Annotated in this window: 20 protein-coding genes; 13 read left to right on the top strand and 7 right to left on the bottom strand. The window is 63.9% G+C overall.

All coding sequences use genetic code 11. The features are described from left to right. The first annotated feature begins 217 nt into the window (after positions 1-217). From OH705_RS03555 to OH705_RS03540, 4 genes are all read left to right on the top strand, one after another. Positions 218-532 carry a helix-turn-helix domain-containing protein gene (locus OH705_RS03555; RefSeq protein ID WP_023631149.1) on the top strand — a complete coding sequence of 105 codons (315 nt, stop codon included), beginning with the start codon at positions 218-220 and terminating at the stop codon, positions 530-532. A gap of 209 nt (positions 533-741) precedes the next feature. Then, a complete protein-coding gene (locus OH705_RS03550) occupies positions 742-2,052 on the top strand; it encodes a C4-dicarboxylate transporter DctA (protein WP_023631150.1) in 1,311 nt (436 codons plus the stop codon). 70 nt (positions 2,053-2,122) lie between these two features. Beyond that, the gene (locus OH705_RS03545; RefSeq protein ID WP_023631151.1) at positions 2,123-2,824 is read left to right on the top strand and encodes a FadR/GntR family transcriptional regulator; all 702 of its coding nucleotides are present in this window, start codon (positions 2,123-2,125) and stop codon (positions 2,822-2,824) included. A gap of 19 nt (positions 2,825-2,843) precedes the next feature. Then, entirely contained in the window at positions 2,844-3,533 is a 690-nt protein-coding gene (locus OH705_RS03540; RefSeq protein WP_094011277.1) for a GntR family transcriptional regulator, read from the top strand. 1 nt (position 3,534) lies between these two features. Here OH705_RS03540 and OH705_RS03535 read toward each other — a convergent pair whose 3' ends face one another. Continuing rightward, the gene (locus tag OH705_RS03535) at positions 3,535-4,086 is read right to left on the bottom strand and encodes an isochorismatase family protein (protein ID WP_267301031.1); all 552 of its coding nucleotides are present in this window, start codon (positions 4,084-4,086) and stop codon (positions 3,535-3,537) included. 87 nt (positions 4,087-4,173) lie between these two features. Between OH705_RS03535 and OH705_RS03530 the strand changes: the two genes are divergently transcribed. Continuing rightward, positions 4,174-4,617 carry a GNAT family N-acetyltransferase gene (locus OH705_RS03530; RefSeq protein ID WP_267301029.1) on the top strand — a complete coding sequence of 148 codons (444 nt, stop codon included), beginning with the start codon at positions 4,174-4,176 and terminating at the stop codon, positions 4,615-4,617. A gap of 110 nt (positions 4,618-4,727) precedes the next feature. Then, a complete protein-coding gene (locus OH705_RS03525; RefSeq protein ID WP_267301238.1) occupies positions 4,728-5,732 on the top strand; it encodes a hypothetical protein in 1,005 nt (334 codons plus the stop codon). 19 nt (positions 5,733-5,751) lie between these two features. Here the strand turns inward: OH705_RS03525 and OH705_RS03520 are convergent, their stop codons facing one another. Beyond that, on the bottom strand, positions 5,752-6,180 hold the full coding sequence (locus OH705_RS03520; RefSeq protein WP_110605812.1) for a PACE efflux transporter: 429 nt from the start codon (positions 6,178-6,180) through the stop codon (positions 5,752-5,754). A gap of 100 nt (positions 6,181-6,280) precedes the next feature. Between OH705_RS03520 and OH705_RS03515 the strand changes: the two genes are divergently transcribed. Then, on the top strand, positions 6,281-7,159 hold the full coding sequence (locus OH705_RS03515; protein ID WP_267301026.1) for a LysR family transcriptional regulator: 879 nt from the start codon (positions 6,281-6,283) through the stop codon (positions 7,157-7,159). A 150-nt stretch (positions 7,160-7,309) separates the two neighbouring features. Next, positions 7,310-9,196: a methyl-accepting chemotaxis protein McpA gene (mcpA, locus tag OH705_RS03510; RefSeq protein ID WP_038706459.1), complete on the top strand. Its 1,887-nt coding sequence runs from the start codon at positions 7,310-7,312 to the stop codon at positions 9,194-9,196. A gap of 98 nt (positions 9,197-9,294) precedes the next feature. On the opposite strand, the gene OH705_RS03505 is transcribed toward mcpA, so the two are convergent. Then, on the bottom strand, positions 9,295-9,669 hold the full coding sequence (locus OH705_RS03505) for a RidA family protein (RefSeq protein ID WP_023630743.1): 375 nt from the start codon (positions 9,667-9,669) through the stop codon (positions 9,295-9,297). A 209-nt stretch (positions 9,670-9,878) separates the two neighbouring features. Here OH705_RS03505 and OH705_RS03500 point away from each other — a divergent pair, with 209 nt between their 5' ends. After that, complete coding sequence (locus OH705_RS03500) at positions 9,879-10,664, top strand: sulfite exporter TauE/SafE family protein (protein WP_023630744.1); 786 nt, start codon at positions 9,879-9,881, stop codon at positions 10,662-10,664. Positions 10,665-10,769: 105 nt separating this feature from the next. Here OH705_RS03500 and OH705_RS03495 read toward each other — a convergent pair whose 3' ends face one another. Further along, positions 10,770-11,822, bottom strand: coding sequence for a DUF1176 domain-containing protein (locus tag OH705_RS03495; RefSeq protein ID WP_267301021.1), 1,053 nt, complete (start codon positions 11,820-11,822; stop codon positions 10,770-10,772). A gap of 30 nt (positions 11,823-11,852) precedes the next feature. Further along, positions 11,853-12,893: a DUF1176 domain-containing protein gene (locus tag OH705_RS03490; protein WP_267301019.1), complete on the bottom strand. Its 1,041-nt coding sequence runs from the start codon at positions 12,891-12,893 to the stop codon at positions 11,853-11,855. A gap of 150 nt (positions 12,894-13,043) precedes the next feature. On the opposite strand from OH705_RS03490, the gene OH705_RS03485 reads away from it, so the two are divergent. Beyond that, positions 13,044-13,616: a biliverdin-producing heme oxygenase gene (locus OH705_RS03485; RefSeq protein WP_094011268.1), complete on the top strand. Its 573-nt coding sequence runs from the start codon at positions 13,044-13,046 to the stop codon at positions 13,614-13,616. 6 nt (positions 13,617-13,622) lie between these two features. Here OH705_RS03485 and OH705_RS03480 read toward each other — a convergent pair whose 3' ends face one another. After that, positions 13,623-13,994, bottom strand: a complete 372-nt coding sequence (locus tag OH705_RS03480; RefSeq protein ID WP_094011267.1) for a hypothetical protein — start codon at positions 13,992-13,994, stop codon at positions 13,623-13,625. A gap of 295 nt (positions 13,995-14,289) precedes the next feature. On the opposite strand from OH705_RS03480, the gene OH705_RS03475 reads away from it, so the two are divergent. Further along, complete coding sequence (locus OH705_RS03475) at positions 14,290-14,739, top strand: GNAT family N-acetyltransferase (RefSeq protein WP_110605807.1); 450 nt, start codon at positions 14,290-14,292, stop codon at positions 14,737-14,739. A 502-nt stretch (positions 14,740-15,241) separates the two neighbouring features. Beyond that, entirely contained in the window at positions 15,242-17,182 is a 1,941-nt protein-coding gene (locus OH705_RS03470; protein WP_267301012.1) for a methyl-accepting chemotaxis protein, read from the top strand. Between the two features lie 92 nt (positions 17,183-17,274). On the opposite strand, the gene OH705_RS03465 is transcribed toward OH705_RS03470, so the two are convergent. Then, positions 17,275-19,164: a propionyl-CoA synthetase gene (locus tag OH705_RS03465; protein ID WP_267301010.1), complete on the bottom strand. Its 1,890-nt coding sequence runs from the start codon at positions 19,162-19,164 to the stop codon at positions 17,275-17,277. A gap of 153 nt (positions 19,165-19,317) precedes the next feature. On the opposite strand from OH705_RS03465, the gene OH705_RS03460 reads away from it, so the two are divergent. Next, positions 19,318-20,613 carry a leucine-rich repeat-containing protein kinase family protein gene (locus OH705_RS03460; protein ID WP_267301008.1) on the top strand — a complete coding sequence of 432 codons (1,296 nt, stop codon included), beginning with the start codon at positions 19,318-19,320 and terminating at the stop codon, positions 20,611-20,613. Positions 20,614-20,780 lie beyond the last annotated feature (167 nt).

Genomic DNA, 20,780 nt, shown 5'->3' with positions numbered 1-20,780 from the left:
GAACCGTTCATCCTGGATCAGTTCCAATATCCGACACCGCTTGAACGCGGGCCGGTGGATGACCGGATCACCCTGGATGACTACTTGAATGACTGATCAATCAAAGTGGCGAATTCTACGAATTCCATCACATTTTGCAAATAAAGGTGATGAATCATGGCGTTGCGCTATATCGACATATATCGTTAAGTGCTTGATTCTAAATGGGAATTAAGCGATGACGAGAACAGGTCTAGGTCCTGCCCTGCGCCGCTACCGCAAACTGGCAGGCTTCACTCAGGCACAACTGGGCGAGCGAACCGGCTTCGACCCCAAGACCATCAGCCGTTTCGAAACCGGCACTTACACCCCCAGCATCGAGTCACTGATAAGTTTTGCCGAGGCGTTGGGGGTCAAGCCGAAAGTGTTCTTCAGCGACCCCGATGACGAAGATGAACAACGCGCCTATCTTTTCGGCGTCATCCACAGTGCCCCCCCGAAGGACCTCGGCAAGCTGATCGCAGCCGTCGATCAGGTGCTCGCCAAGCTGTGAAATCCCCCGCGCACCACCCTAGAGCAGATTGCCTATCACTGCACCATAACTGGTCAGACCGGTAAGGCCAAAAACCCTTGCATTATGCGGAAAATCGGCGTTTTATAGCCCACGCAGTGAACAAACCGGTAAGACCACAATAATTAAGTCCTGCACTCTTTCGCTCCGTGTGGCTTGGGGGGCAAGGACACCGACCAGAGACTCCTCCCATGCTCAAATGGTGTTCGCGTTCGATTTTCCTCCAGGTTGTGCTCGGCCTCGCCCTTGGCGTGATCTGCGGCCTGAGCTTCCCCGACCTGTCCCTGCAACTCAAACCCCTGGGTGATGGCTTCATCAAGCTGATCAAGATGCTCATCGGCCTGATCGTGTTCTGCGTTGTGGTCAGCGGCATTTCCGGCGCCGGCGACCTGAAGAAGGTCGGGCGCATCGGCCTGAAGTCGGTGATCTACTTCGAGGTGCTGACCACCCTGGCCTTGGTCATCGGCCTGGTGTTCGCCTTCTCCACCGGCATCGGCAGCGGCGCCAACATCCACCTCGACCAGCTGTCCAGCGCGGACGCCGGCGCCCTGGCCGACCGTGGCGCGCATATCCACAGCACCACCACCTTCCTCATGGACCTGATCCCCACTTCGGTGGTGGGCGCCTTCGCCGACAACAACATCCTCCAGGTGTTGCTGTTCTCGGTATTGTTCGGCAGCGCGCTGAACCTGGTCGGTGAGTCGGCCTCGGGCATTTCGCGGCTGATCAATGAGCTCAGCCATGTAATCTTCCGCATCATGGGCATGATCGTGCGCCTGGCCCCCATCGGCGTGTTCGGCGCCATCGCCTTCACCACCAGCAAATACGGCCTGAGCTCGCTGCAGCACCTGGGCGGCCTGGTGGCACTGTTCTACCTGACCTGCGCCGGCTTCGTGCTGATCATCCTCGGCACGGTAATGCGTCTGTCCGGGCTCAAGCTGCTGCCGTTCATCAAATACCTGCGCGAAGAACTGTCCATCGTCCTCGGCACTGCGTCCTCTGACGCTGTGCTGCCCCAGGTGATGCGCAAGCTCGAGCACCTCGGCATCGGCAGCTCCACCGTCGGCCTGGTGATCCCCACGGGCTACTCGTTCAACCTCGATGGTTTCTCGATCTACCTGACCCTGGCCATCGTGTTCATCGCCAACGCCACCGGCACGCCGCTGGCCATGACCGACCTGCTGACCATTCTTCTGGTGTCGCTGGTGACTTCCAAAGGCGCCCACGGCATCCCAGGTTCGGCCCTGGTGATCCTCGCCGCCACCCTGACCGCGGTCCCGGCGATCCCGGTGGTCGGCCTGGTGCTGGTGCTGGCAGTCGACTGGTTCATGGGTATCGGCCGGGCGCTGACCAACCTGATCGGCAACTGCGTCGCCACCGTGGCCATCGCCCGCTGGGAGAAGGACATCGACCTGGAACGCGCCAACAATGTGCTGGCCAACAAACCCGGCTTCGCCCCGGCCACCCGCAAGCAGGGCCAACCCCATCAACAGGAATTCTAAGCCCAAGGCCGCCGGCGCCCCGCGCCGGCCCGCCAAGGGCCAAGATGCAGCGTCAACCAAGGAGCGAACCGTGATCAGCTCTTCGACCGTAGTCAATTCAGTGGTGGAGAAACTCCGCCAGGCCCTGGCCCGTGGCCAGTGGCGCAGCGGTGACATGCTGCCCGGCCAGCGCGAGCTGGCCGAACAGCTGGGCATCAGCCGGCCCAGCCTGCGCGAGGCGGTGATCGTGCTGGAAACCCTGGGCCTGGTGCGCTCGATGCCGGGCAAGGGCGTGCTGGTGCTCGATGCCGACGCCAGCCAGGCGCAAGAGCCGGACAGCATCGCCGAGGCCAGCCTGGCCGACGTGCTCGAGCTGCGCTACACCCTTGAGCCTTTCATTGCCGGCCTGGTGGCGCAATCGGCCGGCAGCCAGGACATCGGCCAGTTGCGCCTGACCCTGATGGACATGCGCGAAGCCCTCGACGCCGGCGACAGCGAGGCCGGCATCAATGCCTATATCGCCTTCCACGAGGCGCTGTTCGCGCTGACCACCAATCCGATCTTCCAGAGTGTCGTGCAGCAGACCGGCAATGCCCTCAAGCAGAGTGCCGACATGCTGCGCAATTCGCCCGAGCACCTGGCCGCGCGCCTCAGCGAAAACGAGGCGGTGGTGCGTGCCATCCGTGAGCGCAACAGCGCCAAGGCCAGCCAGCAGATGCGCCAGCACATCCTCGCCGAGGGCCAGCGCATGGGCATCGCCCTGAATATCCCGGACGACCAACCAGGCAACTGAACAAAGAAGGAGAGCGACCATGACCGCCTGCGCCCAAGCCGCCCCCCGCCTGCCTGCCCTGCTCGGTGCCGGCGAGACCCGCCTGTCGGCGGAACAGATCTACCCCCGCCTGTTCGATGCCATCCTCGAACAACGCCTGCCACCCGGCAGCGCCCTGCCCGAGCAGGCGCTGGGCAATGCTTTCGGCGTCAGCCGCACAGTGATCCGCCGGGTGCTCGGGCGCCTGTCCGACCAGCAGGTGGTAGTGCAACGCCCCAGCCACACCGCGCACCTGGCCGCTCCCGACCCTGAGCAGGCGCGCCAGGTGCTCAGCGCCCGGCGCCTGGCAGAGACCACGCTGATCGGCCTGGCCACCCAGCGCGCGCGCCCGGCACAGATCCGCCAACTACGCCAACTGGTCGAACGCGAACGCCAGCACCATGAACGCGGCGAACGCTGCACGGCAATCCGCCTGGGCGGCGAGTTCCACATGAAGCTGGCGCAGATGGCCGCCAACGCGCCGCTGGCGCGTTTCCTCAATGGCCTGGTACCCATGACTTCGCTGATCATCGCCCGCTACGAAGCGCCCTGCTGCGAGCACTGCGCCTGGCAGGAACATGCGGCGATCATCGACGCGGTGGAAAACGGCGACGGCCAGGCAGCGCTGGGCCTGATGCATGAACATCTGGACCGCCTCGAGGCCAAACTCGATCTGGATCAGGCCGGCTGAATCAAGCGAACGCCACGGCCTCGACGCCGGGCAGGATCTGCACTTCGTCCCCCAGCGACCACTCCGCCGCCCGGGCTGCCAGGGCGGCGGGCACACCCGGCGAGCCGCCAGGGCCGGGGGGCACGTCGTAGGTGGCGTGGGCATCGTGGGGCAGCAACACATCGAAGCCCCTGTGCAGCGCGGCACGGGCAGTGGCAGCCAGGCACATTTCCGAGAGCACGCCACACAGGGCCAGGCGCCGGGCCCCGAGGTCGTTGAGCAGGGTTTGCAAAGCGGTTTCGAGAAAGCCATCGTCCTCGGTCTTGAACAGCACGTGCTCGCCCCGCGCAGGCGGAAAATACAACTGCCAGCCGGCACTGTGCGGGGCATCCGGGCTGCCCGGCGCACCGTCGTTCTGCAGGAAGATCACCGCCACCCCGGCCTGGCGGGCGCGGCCGAGCAAGCGGGCGATGCTCTGCTGCAGGGCCAGGTGGCCAGGCACCGCATCGGCGCCCTCCATGAAAGCGCACTGCACATCCACCAACAGCAAGGCATCGGCCTTGGCACCCTTCATCAGCAGCTCTCCTGTTCGCGGACGCAATGCCGAGCATAGCGCAATGCCGTACCCTGTCGCCGATGACCTAAATGCCTTGGAGGGCTTATGAACTTCACTATCGCGCCAGTCGGCGCGCAACACTACGATCGACTGGCCGATCTGTGGGAAGCCTCGGTGCGGGCGACCCACGACTTCCTGCCGGCGGGATACATCGAGCGCCTGCGCCCGCTGGTGCGCGAGCAGTACCTGGGTTTTGTCCAGCTGCGTGCCTGGTCGGACAGCGCAGGGTACATACAAGGGTTTGCCGGGGTGCATGAGGGCAAGCTGGAAATGCTCTTCGTCGACCCGGCCTGCCGTGGCCAGGGCATCGGCAAATCCTTGCTGGCCCATGTGATCGATGAGCTGGGCGTACGAGAAGTCGATGTCAACGAACAGAACCCACAGGCCGTGGGGTTCTACCTCAGACACGGCTTCGTCCAGGTCGGGCGCAGCGAGGTGGATGGACAAGGCGATCCATTCCCGTTGCTGCACCTGAAACGGGTGGGCTGACGCGCTGCCGCGGGCTTGCCCCGCGATGATGCCCTCAAGACAAACCTATACTTCGGTAAATCACCCAGCCTCTGGCCAAGGGGGCAATCCGCGTGAAATCGATCCTCGCGATGGTTCCGCTCTGCCTGCTGCTGGCCCTCGCCGGCTGCGCCGGCAAACGCCCACCCGCACCGCCCCCGCCGCAGAACCTGCCACCGGCCGTTTGGCAGCGTATCGACCAGGACATCATCGAGGCCTCGGTCGCCGCCGCAGGCTCGGCCAACGACTACGCCCGACGCTCCATGCGCGTGTGGAAGGAGCAAGTGCAGCAACGCACCGAAAACGACTTCATCCCTTGGTTCACCGGTTACTGGACTCAGCAGTGGCTCACGCTCAAGGTCGCCTGGTACAAGATGAACAGCGGCAATGGCCAGGAACCCGCGGAAAAGCGCCTGGGCCTGTATCTGCAGGAGCAGTACCGCGAACGGGTCATCGACCCGGTGGCCGAACAGATCAACCCCGAGGGTATCCGCGACCGCGCCAGCGAGCTGTACCTGCAGCTGCTCGGCCAGCAAATGCCGACCATCATCCAGCGCTACAACGCCCCGCCCGAACAGTTCAGCCAGCGCCTCGCCCGCATCCCGATCATCGCCCTGGGCCCGCCGGATGCACGCAATGCCTCGCTTTACCAACTGCTGCGGGCCAAGTCGCTGGACCAACAGCTGGCCTGGCAGTCCCTGCGCCAGCACCTGCACCAACAGGCCACCAAGGCCCCGGGGCAGACCGAGGCAGGGTTGTCGTCGGTGGCCACCCAGGCCAGCGAGAAACTCGGCGCCACACTGGCGCCACGCGGTGCCGCCAGTGCCATCGCGGCGGCGGTGGGCAAGGCGGCAGGGGCGTTGATCTCGGTGGCGGCAACCGGCTACGGCATCATCACCCACGACCGTGAACAGCCGCAGATGGTCGAGCAGCTGCGGGTGATCCTCAATGTGGCGCTGAACCAGGAATGGCAGGAGCTGATGGAGAATCGCCAGAGCGGCGCCATGGCCGGGGTGTATTACCTGTCGGGGCAGGTGGAGGACAGCTTGCTCGGAAGCCGCTCACAGGAACCGTTGCTGATTCGCCTGCCGCCATGACCCCGCGCAGGCAGCACGTTCAGGCGGTCGCCAGCGCCGAAGTCGGCAGCCCGAAGATGCGGTCGAACGCCCAGTTGTAGACGAAGGTGTAGCACGGCACCAGGATGATGAACGCCAGATCCACCATCAACGCCTCCACAAGGGTCATGTCCAGCCACCAGGCGATCAGCGGGATCAGGTACACCACCAGGGTCAGCTGGAAGCCGATGGCATGCGCCACCCGCCGCCCGAGGCTGCGCCCGCGGGTGGCCTGGCGGCTCTCCCAATACTCGAACAGACTGTTGTAGATGAGGTTCCAGGCCATGGCGATTGTGGTGATCATCACTGCCAGGGGGCCGGTGTGCGAAGCCTGGGTGTCGGACAGGTAGGCCAGGCCCAGGGTCGACATGCACAGGCCGATCAGTTCATAGAAGGTCACGTAGACCAGTTTGCGTTTGAGTCCTTGCACGGGATTACCTTGTTGCGGATATGACGAAGGCGCGCAGAATGCATCAACAGGCTTGACAGAAAAAGTCGGCAGCTTTCAGATTTCCTGAAAGGAGACTGCCATGAACTTTTCCAGCGATACCATCCTGCTGTTTCTCGCCGTGCTCGACCGCGGCTCATTCTCGGCTGCCGCGCGGGCGCTCGGGCGCGTGCCCTCGGCGGTGAGCATGGCCATCGGCAACCTCGAGGCGGAGCTTGGCTACACGCTGTTCGAGCGTGGGTCGCGGGAGGTACGCCCGACCGCCCAGGCCCAGGCCCTGGAGCCCCATGCCCGGTTGATCGCCGAACAGCTGGGGCTGTTGGAGGTGCATGCGCTGGAGCTGTCGCGAGGGCTGGAAAGCAGCCTTGCCATCGCCGTGGTGCCGGATATCGATCAGCGCCCGTTGCTCGGGGCCATCACCCGCCTGGGCGAGCGCTACCCGCTGCTGGACATCGAACTGCTCGCCGCCCCGCAGGAAGAGGCCCTGCAACTGCTCGACAGTGGTCGGGTGCGCCTGTGTCTGGCCTTCGCCGGGCTGCAGGTGGACCCGCGACGCAGCTTCCAGCACATCGCCCTGGAATCGCTGGTGGCCACCCTGTCGCCACATCACCCCGCACTACGCGAAGGGCGCATCCGCAACCTCGAAGACCTGGTCAACCTGCGCCAGATCCTGGTGTGCAGCCGCGACCTGCCGCTGAGCGATCCCCGCTCGCTGATCGGCACCTCGCACTGGCGTACCGACAGCCTGGACCTGGCCCTGCAGATGGTCGAGGCCGGCCTGGGCTGGGGCGACCTGCCGCTGGCGCGGGTGGCGCCGCTGCTGGCGGACGGGCGCCTGGTGCGCCTGCAGTTTCAGAACACCCGCAACGAACTGCAACTGCCAGTGAACGCCTTCTGGCTCAAGCAGCAACCCCTCGGCCAGGCGGCCAGGACGTTGGTGAGCCTGTTGGCATCGAAATGATTTGTCACGCTGTCAGGACAATTCGGCCAAGTGCTGCGACATTTAGTCTTTCAACATTTTTCAGAATCGGCCGATAGCGTTGCAACAGGCTCCGCCACTCGTGCCACAAGCACGCGGCGCCCTCCTTTCACTGGCTCAAGGTCTCGAAACATGAACCTGAAATTCCGCCACAAGATCCTGCTCAGTGCCTGCGCCGTCGTGGTACTGGCGTTTGCCCTGTTCACCCTGTACAACGACTACCTGCAACGCAACACCATCCGCCAGAACATCGAGTCTTCGGTGCGCCAGGCCGGTGCACAGACCGCCAGCAGCGTGCAGAACTGGATGAGCGGGCGCATCCTGGTCCTGGAAAACCTGGCCCAGGACATCGCCCAGCAAGGCGCCGGCAGCAACGTGCCGGGCCTGGTCGACCAGCCGTCGTACACCAGCAACTTCCAGTTCACCTATTTCGGCCAGAACACCGGCCTGTTCACCCAACGCCCCGATGCCAAGATGCCTGACGGCTACGACCCGCGTCAGCGCCCGTGGTACACCCAGGCCGTGGCCGCCAACCAGACGATGCTGACCCCGCCCTACATGGCTGCAGTGGGTGGCCTGGTGGTGACAATCGCCATGCCGGTCAAGGCCAAGTCCAGCGGCGAGCTGATCGGCGTTGTCGGCGGCGACCTGAGCCTGAACACCCTGGTGGACATCATCAATGCCGTGGACTTCGGCGGCCTTGGCCACGCCTTCCTGGTCGACCGCAATGGCCAGGTGATCGTCAGCCCGGACAAGGACCGGGTGATGAAGAACCTCAAGGACATCTACCCAGGCTCCCCGCTGCGTGTCGAGTCCGGCATCCAGGAAGTCAGCCTCGATGGCAAGGACCGCATCATCTCCTTCGCCCCGGTGGACGGCCTGCCGTCGGCGCAGTGGTACATCGGCCTGTCGATCGATAAAGAAAAAGCCTACGCCCCGCTGAGCCAGTTCCGTACCTCGGCCATCATCGCCATGCTCATCGCCGTGGCCGTCATCGCCGGCCTGCTCGGCCTGCTGATCCCGGTACTGATGCGCCCGCTGACCACCATGGGCCGCGCCATGCAGGACATCGCCGAAGGCGAAGGCGATCTGACCCGGCGCCTGACCGTCGAGCAGAAGGACGAGTTCGGCGAGCTGGCCACCTCGTTCAACCGTTTCGTCGAGCGTATCCACGCCTCGATCAGCGAAGTGTCCTCGGCCACGCGCCTGGTGCATGACCTGTCGGAAAAGGTCGTGGTCGCCTCCAATGCCTCGCTCACCGGCTCCGAAGAGCAGAGCATGCGCACCAACAGCGTCGCCGCGGCGATCAACGAGCTGGGCGCCGCCACTCAGGAAATCGCCCGCAACGCCGCCGACGCCTCGCAGCACGCCAGCGGCGCCAGCGAACAGGCCAACGGTGGCCGCCAGGTGGTGGAAGAGGCGATCAGCGCCATGACCGCCCTGTCCCAGCGCATCAGCGAGTCCTGCGAGCAGATCGAGACCCTCAACGCCAGCACCGACGAAATCGGCAAGATCCTCGACGTGATCAAGGGCATCTCCCAGCAGACCAACCTGCTGGCGCTCAACGCCGCCATCGAGGCCGCCCGTGCCGGTGAAGCCGGGCGTGGTTTCGCCGTGGTTGCCGACGAAGTGCGCAACCTGGCCCACCGCACCCAGGAATCGGCCGAAGAAATCCACCGCATGATCACCAGCCTGCAGGTCGGCTCGCGTGAGGCGGTACACACCATGAACACCAGCCAGGTCTCCAGCGAAGAGACCGTGCAGGTGGCCAACGAGGCCGGTGAGCGCCTGGCCAGTGTCACCCAGCGTATCGGCGAGATCGACGGCATGAACCAGTCGGTGGCCACCGCCACCGAAGAGCAGACCGCCGTGGTCGAAAGCCTGAACCTGGATATCACCCAGATCAACGCGCTGAACCAGCAAGGGGTGGAGAACCTCAACGACACCCTGCGCCACTGCGACGCCCTGAGCCAGCAGGCCGGGCGCCTGAAGCAACTGGTGGGCAGCTTCCGCATCTGACCTGCCGCCCGCTCCTGTACGTGTTGCAGGAGCGGGCTCCCTGCGCGATCACGCCTTCGATCACATCGGCGATTACGCAAGCATTCTGCAGCTACTCCTCACTCGCCGACGAACGCCTGCACCTCGATCTCCACATCGACCCCCAGCGCCAGCGCCGATGCCACCGTCGATCGCACCGGTAGCGCTGCGCCAAAGAACTCTTTGTAAACCTCGTTAAAGCCGGCGAAATGGCTCATGTCCGACAGCCAGACCGTGCATTTCACCACCTGGTCGAAACGCGCCCCACTCACTGCCAGGCTCTCGGCGATACGTTCGCAGGCCGCTCGTGTCTGTGTCTGGATATCACCGCGTACCACTTCGCCACTGACGCTCATGGGCACCTGGCCGGACAGGAACAGGAAGCCCCCGGCCTTCACTGCACGAGAAAATGGAAACGGCAGGCTGCTGGGAAAACGCTGGATGTCATTGCTCATGGAACGCTCCTTTCATGGTTGGCCGAATCGTGCCCGGGACATTCGAGCGGGCTAGCTCCCGGTAAACCCACTCTGGTTGACCGTGGGTTTACAGGAGCGTGCCGCCACAGGGTGGTTATAACCTAATAACGAACAAGTCTATTTGGCTATAAAAAAATCTATATGCTGGCACTCATCCGATCACGGGCAAGCTGGGCGTCGAGTAGCGTATGGATGTAGGTTCTTTCGGTTTTACCATTGCGGGCCTGGTTGTGGGCTTCATCGTCGGCATGACCGGCGTCGGCGGCGGTTCGCTGATGACCCCGATCCTGCTGTGGTTCGGCATCAACCCGGCCACTGCCGTGGGCACCGACCTGCTCTACGCCGCCATCACCAAAGCCAGCGGCGTCTGGGTGCATGGCCGCAACAAGAACATCGACTGGAAGATCACCGGCTGGCTGAGCCTGGGCAGCGTCCCGGCCGCCGCGCTGACCCTGTGGTTCCTCAGCACACTGCACACCGACACCTCGGCGCTCAACGCCATCATCAAGCAGGGCCTGGCGGTGGTGCTGATCCTCACCGCCCTGGCGATCCTGTTCAAGTCGCGCCTGCAGGCCTTCGCCAGCAAGCATGCGGGCGATCACTACCACCTCAGCGACCGTACCCTGAACATCCTCACCGTGATCACCGGCGTGGTGCTGGGCGTGATGGTCACCCTCACCTCCATCGGCGCTGGTGCGCTGGGCACCGTGGCGCTGTTCCTGCTCTACCCGTTCCTGGTCACCCGCCGCCTGGTCGGTACCGAGATCGCCCACGCCGTGCCGCTGACCCTGGTGGCCGGCCTGGGTCATGCCGGCATGGGCAACATGGACTGGTCGCTGCTGGGCTACCTGCTGCTGGGTTCGCTGCCGGGGATCTACCTGGGCAGCCACCTGACCGGGCGCATCTCCGACCGCGTGCTGCGACCTTGCCTGGCGACCATGCTGCTATTGATCGGCTACAAGCTGGCGTTCTGAGCCACACCTCACTGACAGAGAGCGCTACGCGCCCATCGCCGGCAAGCCGGCAAGCCGGCGATGCGGCGCGTCAGCGGCGCCTATGGGCACTCGGCTCGCCTCGACCTACTCCCGCACACGCCATAGCACCGGCCAGAATTGCGGTTTCACATACCCGCAGCGATCAAGCCGCGCCACGCGCTCAAGGCGCATGCGCTCACCGTCGTAACGCCATTGCTGGATCACCCCGCAACCACGCTCTACCTGGCTTTTGTCAGCGGCAAACAATTGACCGCTCTGCGCATCGAACGCTACATAGCCACTCAGACGCGGCGCCAGCAGCGGCGTCGGCGCCTCGAAGGCCATTTCGCTGATCTGGTAGGGCGCGGCGCGGGACACCCGATACAGGAAATTGGCGCAGAACTCGCCACTGCACCCCACGTTGAGAATGACCAGGACATTGGCAGCGTCCAGCGGGTGCACCTCGTAATGGCTGTTGCTCATCCCCAGCACATCGCCTTCGACATTCGCCTGGCGTTTTACCATCCTGCCGATTTCATGGGCCTGCTCGTCGTTCATGCGCGGCGCGGCGACGAACTGTGGCAGCACCACGGTATCGGGAGCGCCAGGCACATCGGCAGCGGGCGCATCTCCCACTCTGACCAGAGCATCGGCATGCCCGACCCGGCCCTGCACGGCATCGATGGCCAACAGCGCACCACTGAGCCCCAGCAAGGACGCGACCAGCTCGCCATCCTCGGTCAATGAACTCAGGCGTGCACCGTTGCGCAACCGACGTATGAGCGCCAGCGCCTCATCGTCTTCCAACAGCAGGTCGAAGTCGTATTCAAGCTGGATGCGCTGCCAGTTGGCCGACAGTACCTGCCCATCGAGCAGCACCTGTTCCGCAAACGCCGGGCCCACGCGCAGGGTCAGCTCAAGCGCGCCCTGTGGCCCCGCCTCGCGCCTGATGATGGTCTGCAGCCCGGCCATCAGGTCGTCGTCGATCGCCATTACCGCCGTGCAGGCACGGGTGTTGTCGCAGCCAACCGCCCAGTCCTTGATCTGCCGGTACATCGGCACTGCTTCGAGCGGTGCCTGGGCGTTCTCGGCCTGCACGACCGATGGCGTCATGAGCGTCAGCAGCAATGCCGCACGCGGGTGTTTCATCCATTGCATGGCGTTATCCCTGAAGTCCGTTTCACGCGTTCAGCCTTGACTGCGCCAGAGTACCGGCCAACTGTCGGTGCCCACTTCGGCACAGCGGTCCATCCGTGACAGCCTGAGCAAGCGCATGCGCATGCCATCGTAGCGCCAGCTTTCCTCCACCCCGCAACTGCCGGGATAGTCGTCCTTGGCATAGCTGTGGAGCTCGCCTTTGCCAGGGTAGAACTCGATGGCGTCGCGCATCCGGCTGATCACCACCGGGCTCGATGGCGCCTCGAACTCCAGCGGCCCAAGGGTGTAAGGCGCTTCACGCGACACCTTGTACAGTGCGTAGAGGCAATGGAAGTCGTTGCAGTTGTAGCTGAGCAATGCCAGCGCATGCTGGTCGTCCAGGGCATGCAGCTCGAGCTTGGGAGCGACATCGTATTCGTTGATCAACTGGTTCTCGGCGGCCGCCTTGGCCATCACCACCTGGGTGATGCCCGCTTGCTCCTGCGCGCCAAGGGCCGTAGCTGCCACAAAGGCCGGCACCTGTGGCTTGGCCGGAGTCGGCAACTGCGCATCGGCAACGCTGTCGCCAGGGCGCACCAGAGCACTGTAGTGGCCGACCCGGCCCTGCACCGCATCCATCAGCAGCAAGGCGGCGCTCAGCCCCTGCAGCGAACTCACCCGCTCCCCTGGCCGGGTGTCGTCCACCAGGCGCTGGCCATTGCGCAATTGCCGCAACACGGCATAGGCATCGGCGCCCTCCAGTTCCAGGGTGGTCTCGACACCGCGGGTCATGCGCCAGGGGGCGACCAGCAGCTGGCCGTCGAGCATGGGCTCGCCCGACCAGTCGGTGCTCCCCACCAGGGTCAGGTGCAGGTTGCCCCAGGCGCCCGCCTCACGCTGCACCAGCATGCCCACTCGCATCCGCTCCGGGTGATCGGCCAGGACCGCGGTGCAGAAACGCGTGTTGTCGCAGCCTACAATCCAGTCCTTGATCTCCCGGTATACCGGTACCGGCTCTGGTTCCGCCGCGGTGGCCAGGCCCGGCAGCAACGCCAGCCCCAGGGCCAGCCAGTTCCATGTTGTTGCGCGCATCGTGCTGCATTCCTGTCTTGGCTGTGAAAGCCTCGTTCCAGAGGCGGCGCAATGATTCCACAGTTCACGGGCCAGGTGCGCAAAATCGGCAGTGGTGATTGCGCCGCCTGATCTGGCAGTATCGAATGCCCTAACGCCAGAGCCACCATCATGTCCGCTACCGTCAGCCCGTTGCTGCTTGCCCTGCGCGAAGGTACCCGCGCCTGCCACCAGAGGCTGGAAGCGCGGCTGCCTTTCTTCAGCGAGGGCTTCGACCGCGCGGCCTACGCCGATCTGCTCGGGGCCTACCATGGCTTTCATGCCCCGCTGGATTTACTGCTGGGCGCCTACCAGAGCGCCGAACGCCACAAGACACCCACCCTGTCACGCGACCTGGGCGCCCTGGCCATCGACATCGAAGCGCTGCCCCGGTGCCACGCCCTGCCTCGCATCGATGACGAAGCCAGCGCGCTTGGGGTGATGTATGTACTGGAAGGCTCCACGCTCGGTGGCCAGGTGCTCAAGCGGGCCATGGCCGAACGTCTGGGTATCGACGCCGACAACGGTGGCGCGTTCCTCGACGTCTACGGCCCGCTGACCGGCGCACGCTGGCGCAGTTTCCTCGAACGGCTGGCTGCCGCCGCTCCGGAGCCTGCCGCCCAGGCCCGGACGGTAGAAGCCGCTGTCGACACCTTCACCTGCTTCGAGAGGTGGCTCGAAAAACGACGGGTGCTGGCCTGCTGAACTCCTTCACCGACGGCACTGGTGCAACAGCGACGTTACCAGTGGCGTCATCGCGATGGCCACCGCGCACAAGCCACCGCACAACAGCGCAAAGCCCAGCGCCCGCAACGGGTGCAAGGTATTGAAGAACGCCAGTACCAGCAGCACCAGCACCAGCGCCAGCCAGTAGCGAACTGCCGCCCTTGGAATGGCCACCATCAACAGGTTGAAGAGCACGAAGGCGTAGAACACCAGCATCGTCGCCAAGCCGACGCTGACACCTCGCGCCATCGGCTGGCCGACATGCTGCCGGTAGAGATCGAAGCCAAGGCTCAAGATAAAGGGAAAAGCCACACACACCAGTGCGTGCAGCAGGAAGCGGGAAAGCAGCGGCAACATTCGTCCTTGATCCTGGAGTCGGCCAAAGGTTGCGCATGGCCGTGAGTGAGGAAAGCGGATGCTAATGCCCTGAATAGACGCCAGCAAGCCGCAGCCCCATTGGTCGGCAAACACTCGTGACAAAGACCTGATTTTCCGGCTTTGCGGCACACAGGAAACAAGGCCGCCGCACACCTTCGGAAGCCGCACGTACGCCGCTGCATATGGCATCTGTACGAGCGGATGTGTTTCATGAAATCCTGCAGGACTGCCCCCATAGCAAGGGCGCTGGACAGCCTGATAGCGAGCCCACGACATGAACGTCATTGCCTGTGACCTGCACTACCTGGACGCCGCCGCGGACCTCTTCAACCAGTACCGGATGTTCTACCAGGAGGCGGATGACCTCCCCGCTTCCCGTGCATTCCTCAAGGCCAACCTCGAAACCGGCAACTCGCGGATCTACCTGCTGCTGGACGACGAGAGTCAGGCCATCGCCTTTGCCCAGCTGTACCCGGCCACCTGCTCGCTGGCAATGAAGCGCTTCTACTGGCTGTATGACCTGTTCGTCATCCCCCACGCCCGCAGGGGCGGTCATGCCCGTTACCTGATGCAGCAACTGATCGGGATCTTCCAGGCCGAGGGCGCGCAGCGGTTGAGCCTGGACACCGCCAGGAGCAACCTTGCCGCCCAGGCGCTGTATGAATCGCTGGGGTATGAGGCCGAGCAGGAATTCGTGACCTATCACAAGGTGCTCGATCGCTGAAGCTAGCCATGGGAGCTTTCGATATCCGCTTTCGCTCAGCGCGAGGGAGGCAGCTATACGCGGGTGTGCAAGACCGTGGAGTAGGAACCCGGCTGGCCCGAAGGCCTCCCACGTATAGCCGCCATTGAGCGACCTGGACCACATCCTCGGGCTTGCACACCCGGTCATTGAATTGGCAACGACAGGTCCAGACTAAGGAATGCGGCTGGCCAGAACAACAGCTGAAAGGCCGTGAAAGCATGATTGGGAAACGTCCTACATGAAATAGGGAGCGTCTTAGTAATCCGCTTGAAACAACAGTTCTCACCTCATCGCGGGGCAAGCCCGCTCCCACGCCTCAGCTGCGCTTTGCCCGCAAGTCAGGACAATTTCTGAATTTCCTGTACACGAAATATCTACTAAAGGTTTATATTCCGCCCGCCGAAACAGAAAAGGTAGCAAGTGGCCACCACCCTAGCGAAGCGGCCATGTACACCCTTCACACTCACGGATGGGCGTCACGATGAAAATAAAAAACAAACTGATCCTGGCCTTTGTACTGGTGGCCTTTATCCCGGTCGCCCTGGTTGGCGGCATCTCGGTGCTGAACATCCGCAGCGAGGCGGTCGATCAGTTCCTCGACGGCAGCACCCGGGAAATTCGCCAGATCGACGGCAACATGCGCCAGTTCTTTGATGGCACGCTGCAGAACGTCGATCAGATGGCCAAGGATCCTGTATACACCTCGGTCACCTCGCTCAAGGACTACACCGGCGCCGATGCCGCCAGCCAGCCGATGCCCGAGGCTGCGCAGCGGGTCATCGACGCCTTCGCACGCTACGGCACCACGCATCCGGCAGCGGCGATCCTTTCAATCGGCCTGGAAGACGGCAGCTACGCGAAATGGCCGGATGACCCACAGCTGGCCAAGTACGACCCGCGCACCCGCCCCTGGTACAAGGCCGCCATGGCCAGCCCGGACAAGACGGTGCGCACCGCCGCGTACTACTACGACAAGGACGACGTGGCCCTGGTCGGCACCGCCCGCGCGCTGCTCGACGCGGCCGGCAAGGCCAAGGGCGTGTTCGTGGTCAGCGTGTCGCTGAAGAACCTCACCGAGCTGGTCAAGAGCATCAGGCTGGGCGACAGCGGCTACGTGATGCTGATCGAGGACGGCACCGTGCTGGTCGACCCGCGCAACGCCGGGCACAGCTTCAAGCAGCTCAAGGACCTCGGCGCGCCGTACGCGGCGTTGGCCGCCACCGAGCAAGGCGCCACCGAGGTGGTGATCGATGGCGTGCGCTACATGGCCAATGTATGGACCTCTCCAGGCCTGGGCTGGCGCTTCGTCGGGCTTATCGAGTACGACGAGGTCATGGCCGCAGCCACACGCATGACCTATGTCACGGCAGTGATCGTGGTGCTGCTGGCGCTGATCTTCGCCGGGGTGGCGGCAGCGTTCTCGCGGGTGATCGTCAAACCCATCGGCCAGGTGAGCACCGGCCTGCAGTCGATCGCCGAGGGTGAAGGCGACCTGCGCCGCGACCTGCAGGTCCAGGGCAAGGACGAGACCGCCGAGCTGGCCGGCTGGTTCAACAAGTTCCTCGCCGCCATCCGCCAACTGATCCAGCGCATCGGCGCGGCCTCGACCAACCTGCACGAAGCCTCGCGTAGCAACAGCGAGATGGCCGGCAACATGAACGAGGCCGCCGGGCGCCAGCGCGAGGCGGTGGAGCTGGTGTCCACCGCCTTCAACGAGATGGTCGCCACCGCCAACGAAGTGGCGCGTTCGTGCAGTAGCGCCGCCGACGCCGCCGAACAGGGCCACCGTCGCGTGGCCGAGGGCAAGCAGCAGATCGAAGCGACCACCGACAACGTCAATCGCCTGGGCCGACGCCTGAGCGAGTCATCCCAGGCCATGGTCGAACTGGAGGAAGGCAGCCGCAGCATCAACCAGATCCTCGGCACCATCCGCGCCATCGCCGAGCAGACCAACCTGCTGGCGCTCAACGCCGCCATCGAGGCCGCCCGGGCCGGCGACCAGGGCCGTGGTTTTGCCGTGGTGGCCGACGAGGTACGGGCGCTGGCCAAACGCACCGCCGACTCCACCGGCGAGATCGACCAGTTGCTCAATACCCTTGGTGGCAAGACCCATGAAGTTTCGCAGAAGATGGAAAGCTGCCTGGACCTGTCGCGGGCCAGCGTGTCGTCGATCGAGAATGCCCGCGACAGCTTCGAAGGCATCCAGCTCTCGGTGAACGAGATCCGCGACCAGAACCTGCAGATTTCAGCGGCCGCCGAGGAGCAGCACAGCGTGGCCGAGGAGATCAATCGGCATATCCAGCAGATCTACGACGAGGCAAGACTGGTGGAGACGCTGGCCAGCTCTGCACAGGCCGACTCTGGCAGGCTGGCACAGCTGTCGGATGAGCTGAACGGGTTGGTGGGACGCTTCAAGTCGTAAGGCATCCAGCCTAGGGCCGCCAGGCGGCCCTTTTGCCTCGGCTCGTCGGCACGACAAGCCGATTCCCACAGGCAATGCTGCTCGCGATGACGTCAGCCCGCTCTGGGCAAATCGGCCAACACCCCTTCGATCTCCCCTAGCACCGCCGGATCATCCAGCGTCGATGGCGCCGTGTAGTCCTGGCCATCGGCGATCTTGCGCAGCACCGCCCGCAGGATCTTGCCAGAGCGGGTCTTGGGCAGGCGCTTGACCAGGCGCACGCGGTTGAAGCAGGCCAGTGCGCCGATCTGTTCGCGCACATCCGCCACCAATTCGCCCTGCAGTTGCGCCTCGCCAATGCCCTGCCCGTCCTTGAGCACCACCAGCGCCAATGGCACCTGACCCTTGATCTCGTCGTGCACACCGATCACCGCGCACTCGGCCACCGCCGGATGACGCGCCACCAGGTCCTCCATTTCACCGGTCGACAAGCGATGCCCGGAGACATTGATCACGTCATCGGTGCGCCCCATGATGTAGACGAAGCCGTCTTCATCCAGGTAGCCGCCGTCGCCGGTGTGGTAGTAACCGGGGTAACTCTGCAGGTAGGCCTGCAGGTAACGTTGGTGATCGCCCCAGAGCGTCTGGCTGCAACCCGGTGGCAATGGCAGGGCGATCACGATGGCACCCTGCTGATTGGGCCCCAACGGCTTGCCTTCGTCATCCAGCACCTGCACGTTGTACCCCGGCACCGCCCGGTTGCTCGAGCCCGGCCGCGCCGCGCTGCCTTCGAGCCCGACACAGGGCGCAGTCACCGGCCAGCCGGTTTCGGTCTGCCACCAATGGTCGTGCACCGGCTTGCCGCTGACTCGCTCAAGCCATTCATGGGTACTGGAGTCGAGTTTCTCCCCGGCCAGGAACAGCTGGCGCAACGAATCGAGATTGTGACGGCGGATCAGCGCGCCTTCCGGGTCTTCCTTGCGGATGGCGCGCATGGCGGTGGGTGCGCAGAACAAGCCATTGACCTGGTATTGTTCCACCACCCGCCAGTAGGCCGAGGCGTCCGGCGTGCGGATCGGCTTGCCCTCGTAGAACACCGTGGTGCACCCGTTCATCAGTGGCCCGTACACGATCAGCGAGTGGCCTACTACCCAGCCGACGTCCGAGATCCCCCACCACACATCCCCTGCCCGCATGCCGTAGACATGACGCATGGCATAACACAACGCCACTGCGTTGCCGCCGTTTTCGCGGACGATACCCTTGGGTTTGCCGGTGGTGCCGGAGGTGTACATGATGTACAGCGGATCGCCCGCATCCAGTTCAACGGGGGCGACCGGCGCCGCCCCGAGCAAGGCCTGCTGCCAGTCCAGATCACGCCCGGGCTGCAGTTCGGCGCTTACCAGCGGGCGCTGCAACACCAGCACATGCCGCGGCTGGTGGCGGGCCAGCTGCAGGGCGCGATCGACCAGCGGCTTGTACTCGATCACGCGGTCGAACTCCAGGCCGCAGGAAGCCGTCAGCAACAAGGTCGGCCGCGCATCGTCGATGCGCAAGGCCAGCTCGTTCGCGGCGAAGCCACCGAACACTACGGAATGCACCGCACCAATGCGGGCACAGGCGAGCATGGCCATGGCGGCCTGGGGCACCATCGGCATGTAGATGATCACGCCGTCACCCTTGCGCACACCCAACGAACGCAACAGCCCCGCCAAACGGGCCACTTCATCTCGCAGTTGGTGATAGGTGAACGTCTGTTGCACGCCAGTCACTGGCGAGTCGTAGATCAGCGCCAGTTGTTCACCACGCCCCTGCTCGATCTGATGGTCAAGGGCCAGGTAGCAACTGTTGAGACGGCCATCGGCGAACCAACGGTGGGTACCATCGGCATTCTGCTGCAAGGTGACGGTCGGCTTGCGCTGCCAGGCGAGCTGTTCGGCCTGGGCCTGCCAGAAGCTGACGGGTTCGGAAATGGAATGGGCGTAGCTGTGCTCATAGGTCATTGGTTCGCAACCCGGTACTTGTTGTTATAGAAGGGCGAATCTTGAGTATGGACCGGGGCCGGCCAGCCGCCATCGGACTTAAGTCGCAACCCATATGCAGATTTGCCGCACCCAAGCACCTACAATGGCCGGTCACGTTAAGCGAACAATCCCATGCATACCCTCGAAGACCTGCGCACCGGTCGCCTGCACGGCATCACGCGACTGAATCTCTGCCAGAACCTGACCCATTTTCCCCAGGAGATCTTCACACTTGGCGACAGCCTCGAAGTGCTGGACCTGAGCGGCAACAGGCTGAGCGAACTGCCCGAGGACCTGCACCGCCTGAACCGGCTCAAGGTGCTGTTCTGCTCCAACAATCAGTTCACCCACCTGCCCCACGCCATCGGCAGCTGCCAGGCCCTGGAAACCGTAGGCTTCAGAAGCAACCGCATCAGCCGGGTCGATGCCCAGGCCCTGCCACCTTCGCTACGCTCACTGGTGCTCACCGACAACGTATTGGAGCAACTGCCCGAGGCACTGGGGGACTGCGCACACCTGCAAAAGCTCATGCTTGCCGGCAATCGCCTCACCGACCTGCCCGCAAGCCTGGCGCGCTGCCACCGCCTGGAACTGCTGCGCATCGCCAGCAACCGCCTGGGCGCCCTACCTGATTGGTTGCTGCTCATGCCACGCCTAGCCTGGCTGGCCTATGCGGACAATCCATTACCCCATGGCTTTGTCGCACCTGCCACGGACGACCATTGCCCTACCCTTCACTGGCAGGATATCCACCTAGAAGAAGAACTCGGCCGTGGCGCCTCAGGGGTGATTCACCGTGCCCACTGGCGTGGTCAGGAAGCGCCGGTTGCGGTCAAGCTGTACAAGGGTGCGATCACCAGCGATGGTTCGCCGTTGGCGGAGATGAGCGCCTGTATCGCTGCCGGCCACCATCCACAGCTGATGCGCCTGGCTGGGCGCATTGACGATCATCCAGATCAGCTACCCGCCTTGGTGATGCAACTGATCGACGCGCATTGGTCGAACCTGGGCGGCCCGCCTAGCCTCGACAGTTGCACCCGCGACCGCTACCCGGCGGACCGGCAGTTGACCAAGTCGGCCCTAAGTCGCCTTATAAGAGGTATTGCCTCGGTCTGTGCCCACCTGCATGGGCGTGGCTTGAGCCATGGTGATCTGTACGCCCACAACATCCTGTTCGACGAAGATGGCCAGTGCCTGCTGGGCGACTTCGGTGCCGCCTCGTTCCACCCTCAGGAGCAAAGTCTTGCGGCATCGGCCCTCGAACGACTGGAAGCGAGGGCATTTGGCATTCTTGTGGAGGAATTGCTGGCGTGCTGCGACGAGCAGGACACAACACTGAAGCGACTGGCTGAACGCTGCCAGCAGACCGACGTATTGGCCCGTCCTGCCTTCAATGAGCTGGTGGCGCTGCTTGGAGATCGTCACTGACAAGGCGATGAAACCCGGCCTGAATATTCGTGGGAGCGGCGTTCCAACAAGCTCGTTCCCACAACGGAGGAGGTTGACTTGCCAAACGCGCAAAGACAAAACCCCTACCTGCTCGCGCAGATAGGGGTTTTGCGAAATGAATCTTGACGATGACCTACTCTCACATG

Origin of the sequence: Pseudomonas sp. BJa3 (assembly GCF_026343815.1) — a bacterium.
In the GTDB taxonomy this organism is placed as follows: domain Bacteria; phylum Pseudomonadota; class Gammaproteobacteria; order Pseudomonadales; family Pseudomonadaceae; genus Aquipseudomonas; species Aquipseudomonas soli.
This window is presented reverse-complemented; position numbering and strand designations above follow the sequence as displayed.

Excerpts from the sequence above, each read along its gene's own strand:
- OH705_RS03470 (WP_267301012.1), top strand. The coding sequence starts at position 15,242 with ATGAAAATAAAAAACAAACTGATCCTGGCCTTTGTACTGGTGGCCTTT.
- OH705_RS03495 (WP_267301021.1), bottom strand. The coding sequence starts at position 11,822 with ATGCAATGGATGAAACACCCGCGTGCGGCATTGCTGCTGACGCTCATG.
- OH705_RS03515 (WP_267301026.1), top strand. The coding sequence starts at position 6,281 with ATGAACTTTTCCAGCGATACCATCCTGCTGTTTCTCGCCGTGCTCGAC.
- OH705_RS03480 (WP_094011267.1), bottom strand. The coding sequence starts at position 13,994 with ATGTTGCCGCTGCTTTCCCGCTTCCTGCTGCACGCACTGGTGTGTGTG.
- OH705_RS03475 (WP_110605807.1), top strand. The coding sequence starts at position 14,290 with ATGAACGTCATTGCCTGTGACCTGCACTACCTGGACGCCGCCGCGGAC.
- OH705_RS03490 (WP_267301019.1), bottom strand. The coding sequence starts at position 12,893 with ATGCGCGCAACAACATGGAACTGGCTGGCCCTGGGGCTGGCGTTGCTG.
- OH705_RS03465 (WP_267301010.1), bottom strand. The coding sequence starts at position 19,164 with ATGACCTATGAGCACAGCTACGCCCATTCCATTTCCGAACCCGTCAGC.
- OH705_RS03505 (WP_023630743.1), bottom strand. The coding sequence starts at position 9,669 with ATGAGCAATGACATCCAGCGTTTTCCCAGCAGCCTGCCGTTTCCATTT.
- OH705_RS03460 (WP_267301008.1), top strand. The coding sequence starts at position 19,318 with ATGCATACCCTCGAAGACCTGCGCACCGGTCGCCTGCACGGCATCACG.
- OH705_RS03535 (WP_267301031.1), bottom strand. The coding sequence starts at position 4,086 with ATGAAGGGTGCCAAGGCCGATGCCTTGCTGTTGGTGGATGTGCAGTGC.
- OH705_RS03555 (WP_023631149.1), top strand. The coding sequence starts at position 218 with ATGACGAGAACAGGTCTAGGTCCTGCCCTGCGCCGCTACCGCAAACTG.
- OH705_RS03525 (WP_267301238.1), top strand. The coding sequence starts at position 4,728 with ATGGTTCCGCTCTGCCTGCTGCTGGCCCTCGCCGGCTGCGCCGGCAAA.
- mcpA (WP_038706459.1), top strand. The coding sequence starts at position 7,310 with ATGAACCTGAAATTCCGCCACAAGATCCTGCTCAGTGCCTGCGCCGTC.
- OH705_RS03485 (WP_094011268.1), top strand. The coding sequence starts at position 13,044 with ATGTCCGCTACCGTCAGCCCGTTGCTGCTTGCCCTGCGCGAAGGTACC.
- OH705_RS03540 (WP_094011277.1), top strand. The coding sequence starts at position 2,844 with ATGACCGCCTGCGCCCAAGCCGCCCCCCGCCTGCCTGCCCTGCTCGGT.
- OH705_RS03530 (WP_267301029.1), top strand. The coding sequence starts at position 4,174 with ATGAACTTCACTATCGCGCCAGTCGGCGCGCAACACTACGATCGACTG.
- OH705_RS03500 (WP_023630744.1), top strand. The coding sequence starts at position 9,879 with ATGGATGTAGGTTCTTTCGGTTTTACCATTGCGGGCCTGGTTGTGGGC.
- OH705_RS03550 (WP_023631150.1), top strand. The coding sequence starts at position 742 with ATGCTCAAATGGTGTTCGCGTTCGATTTTCCTCCAGGTTGTGCTCGGC.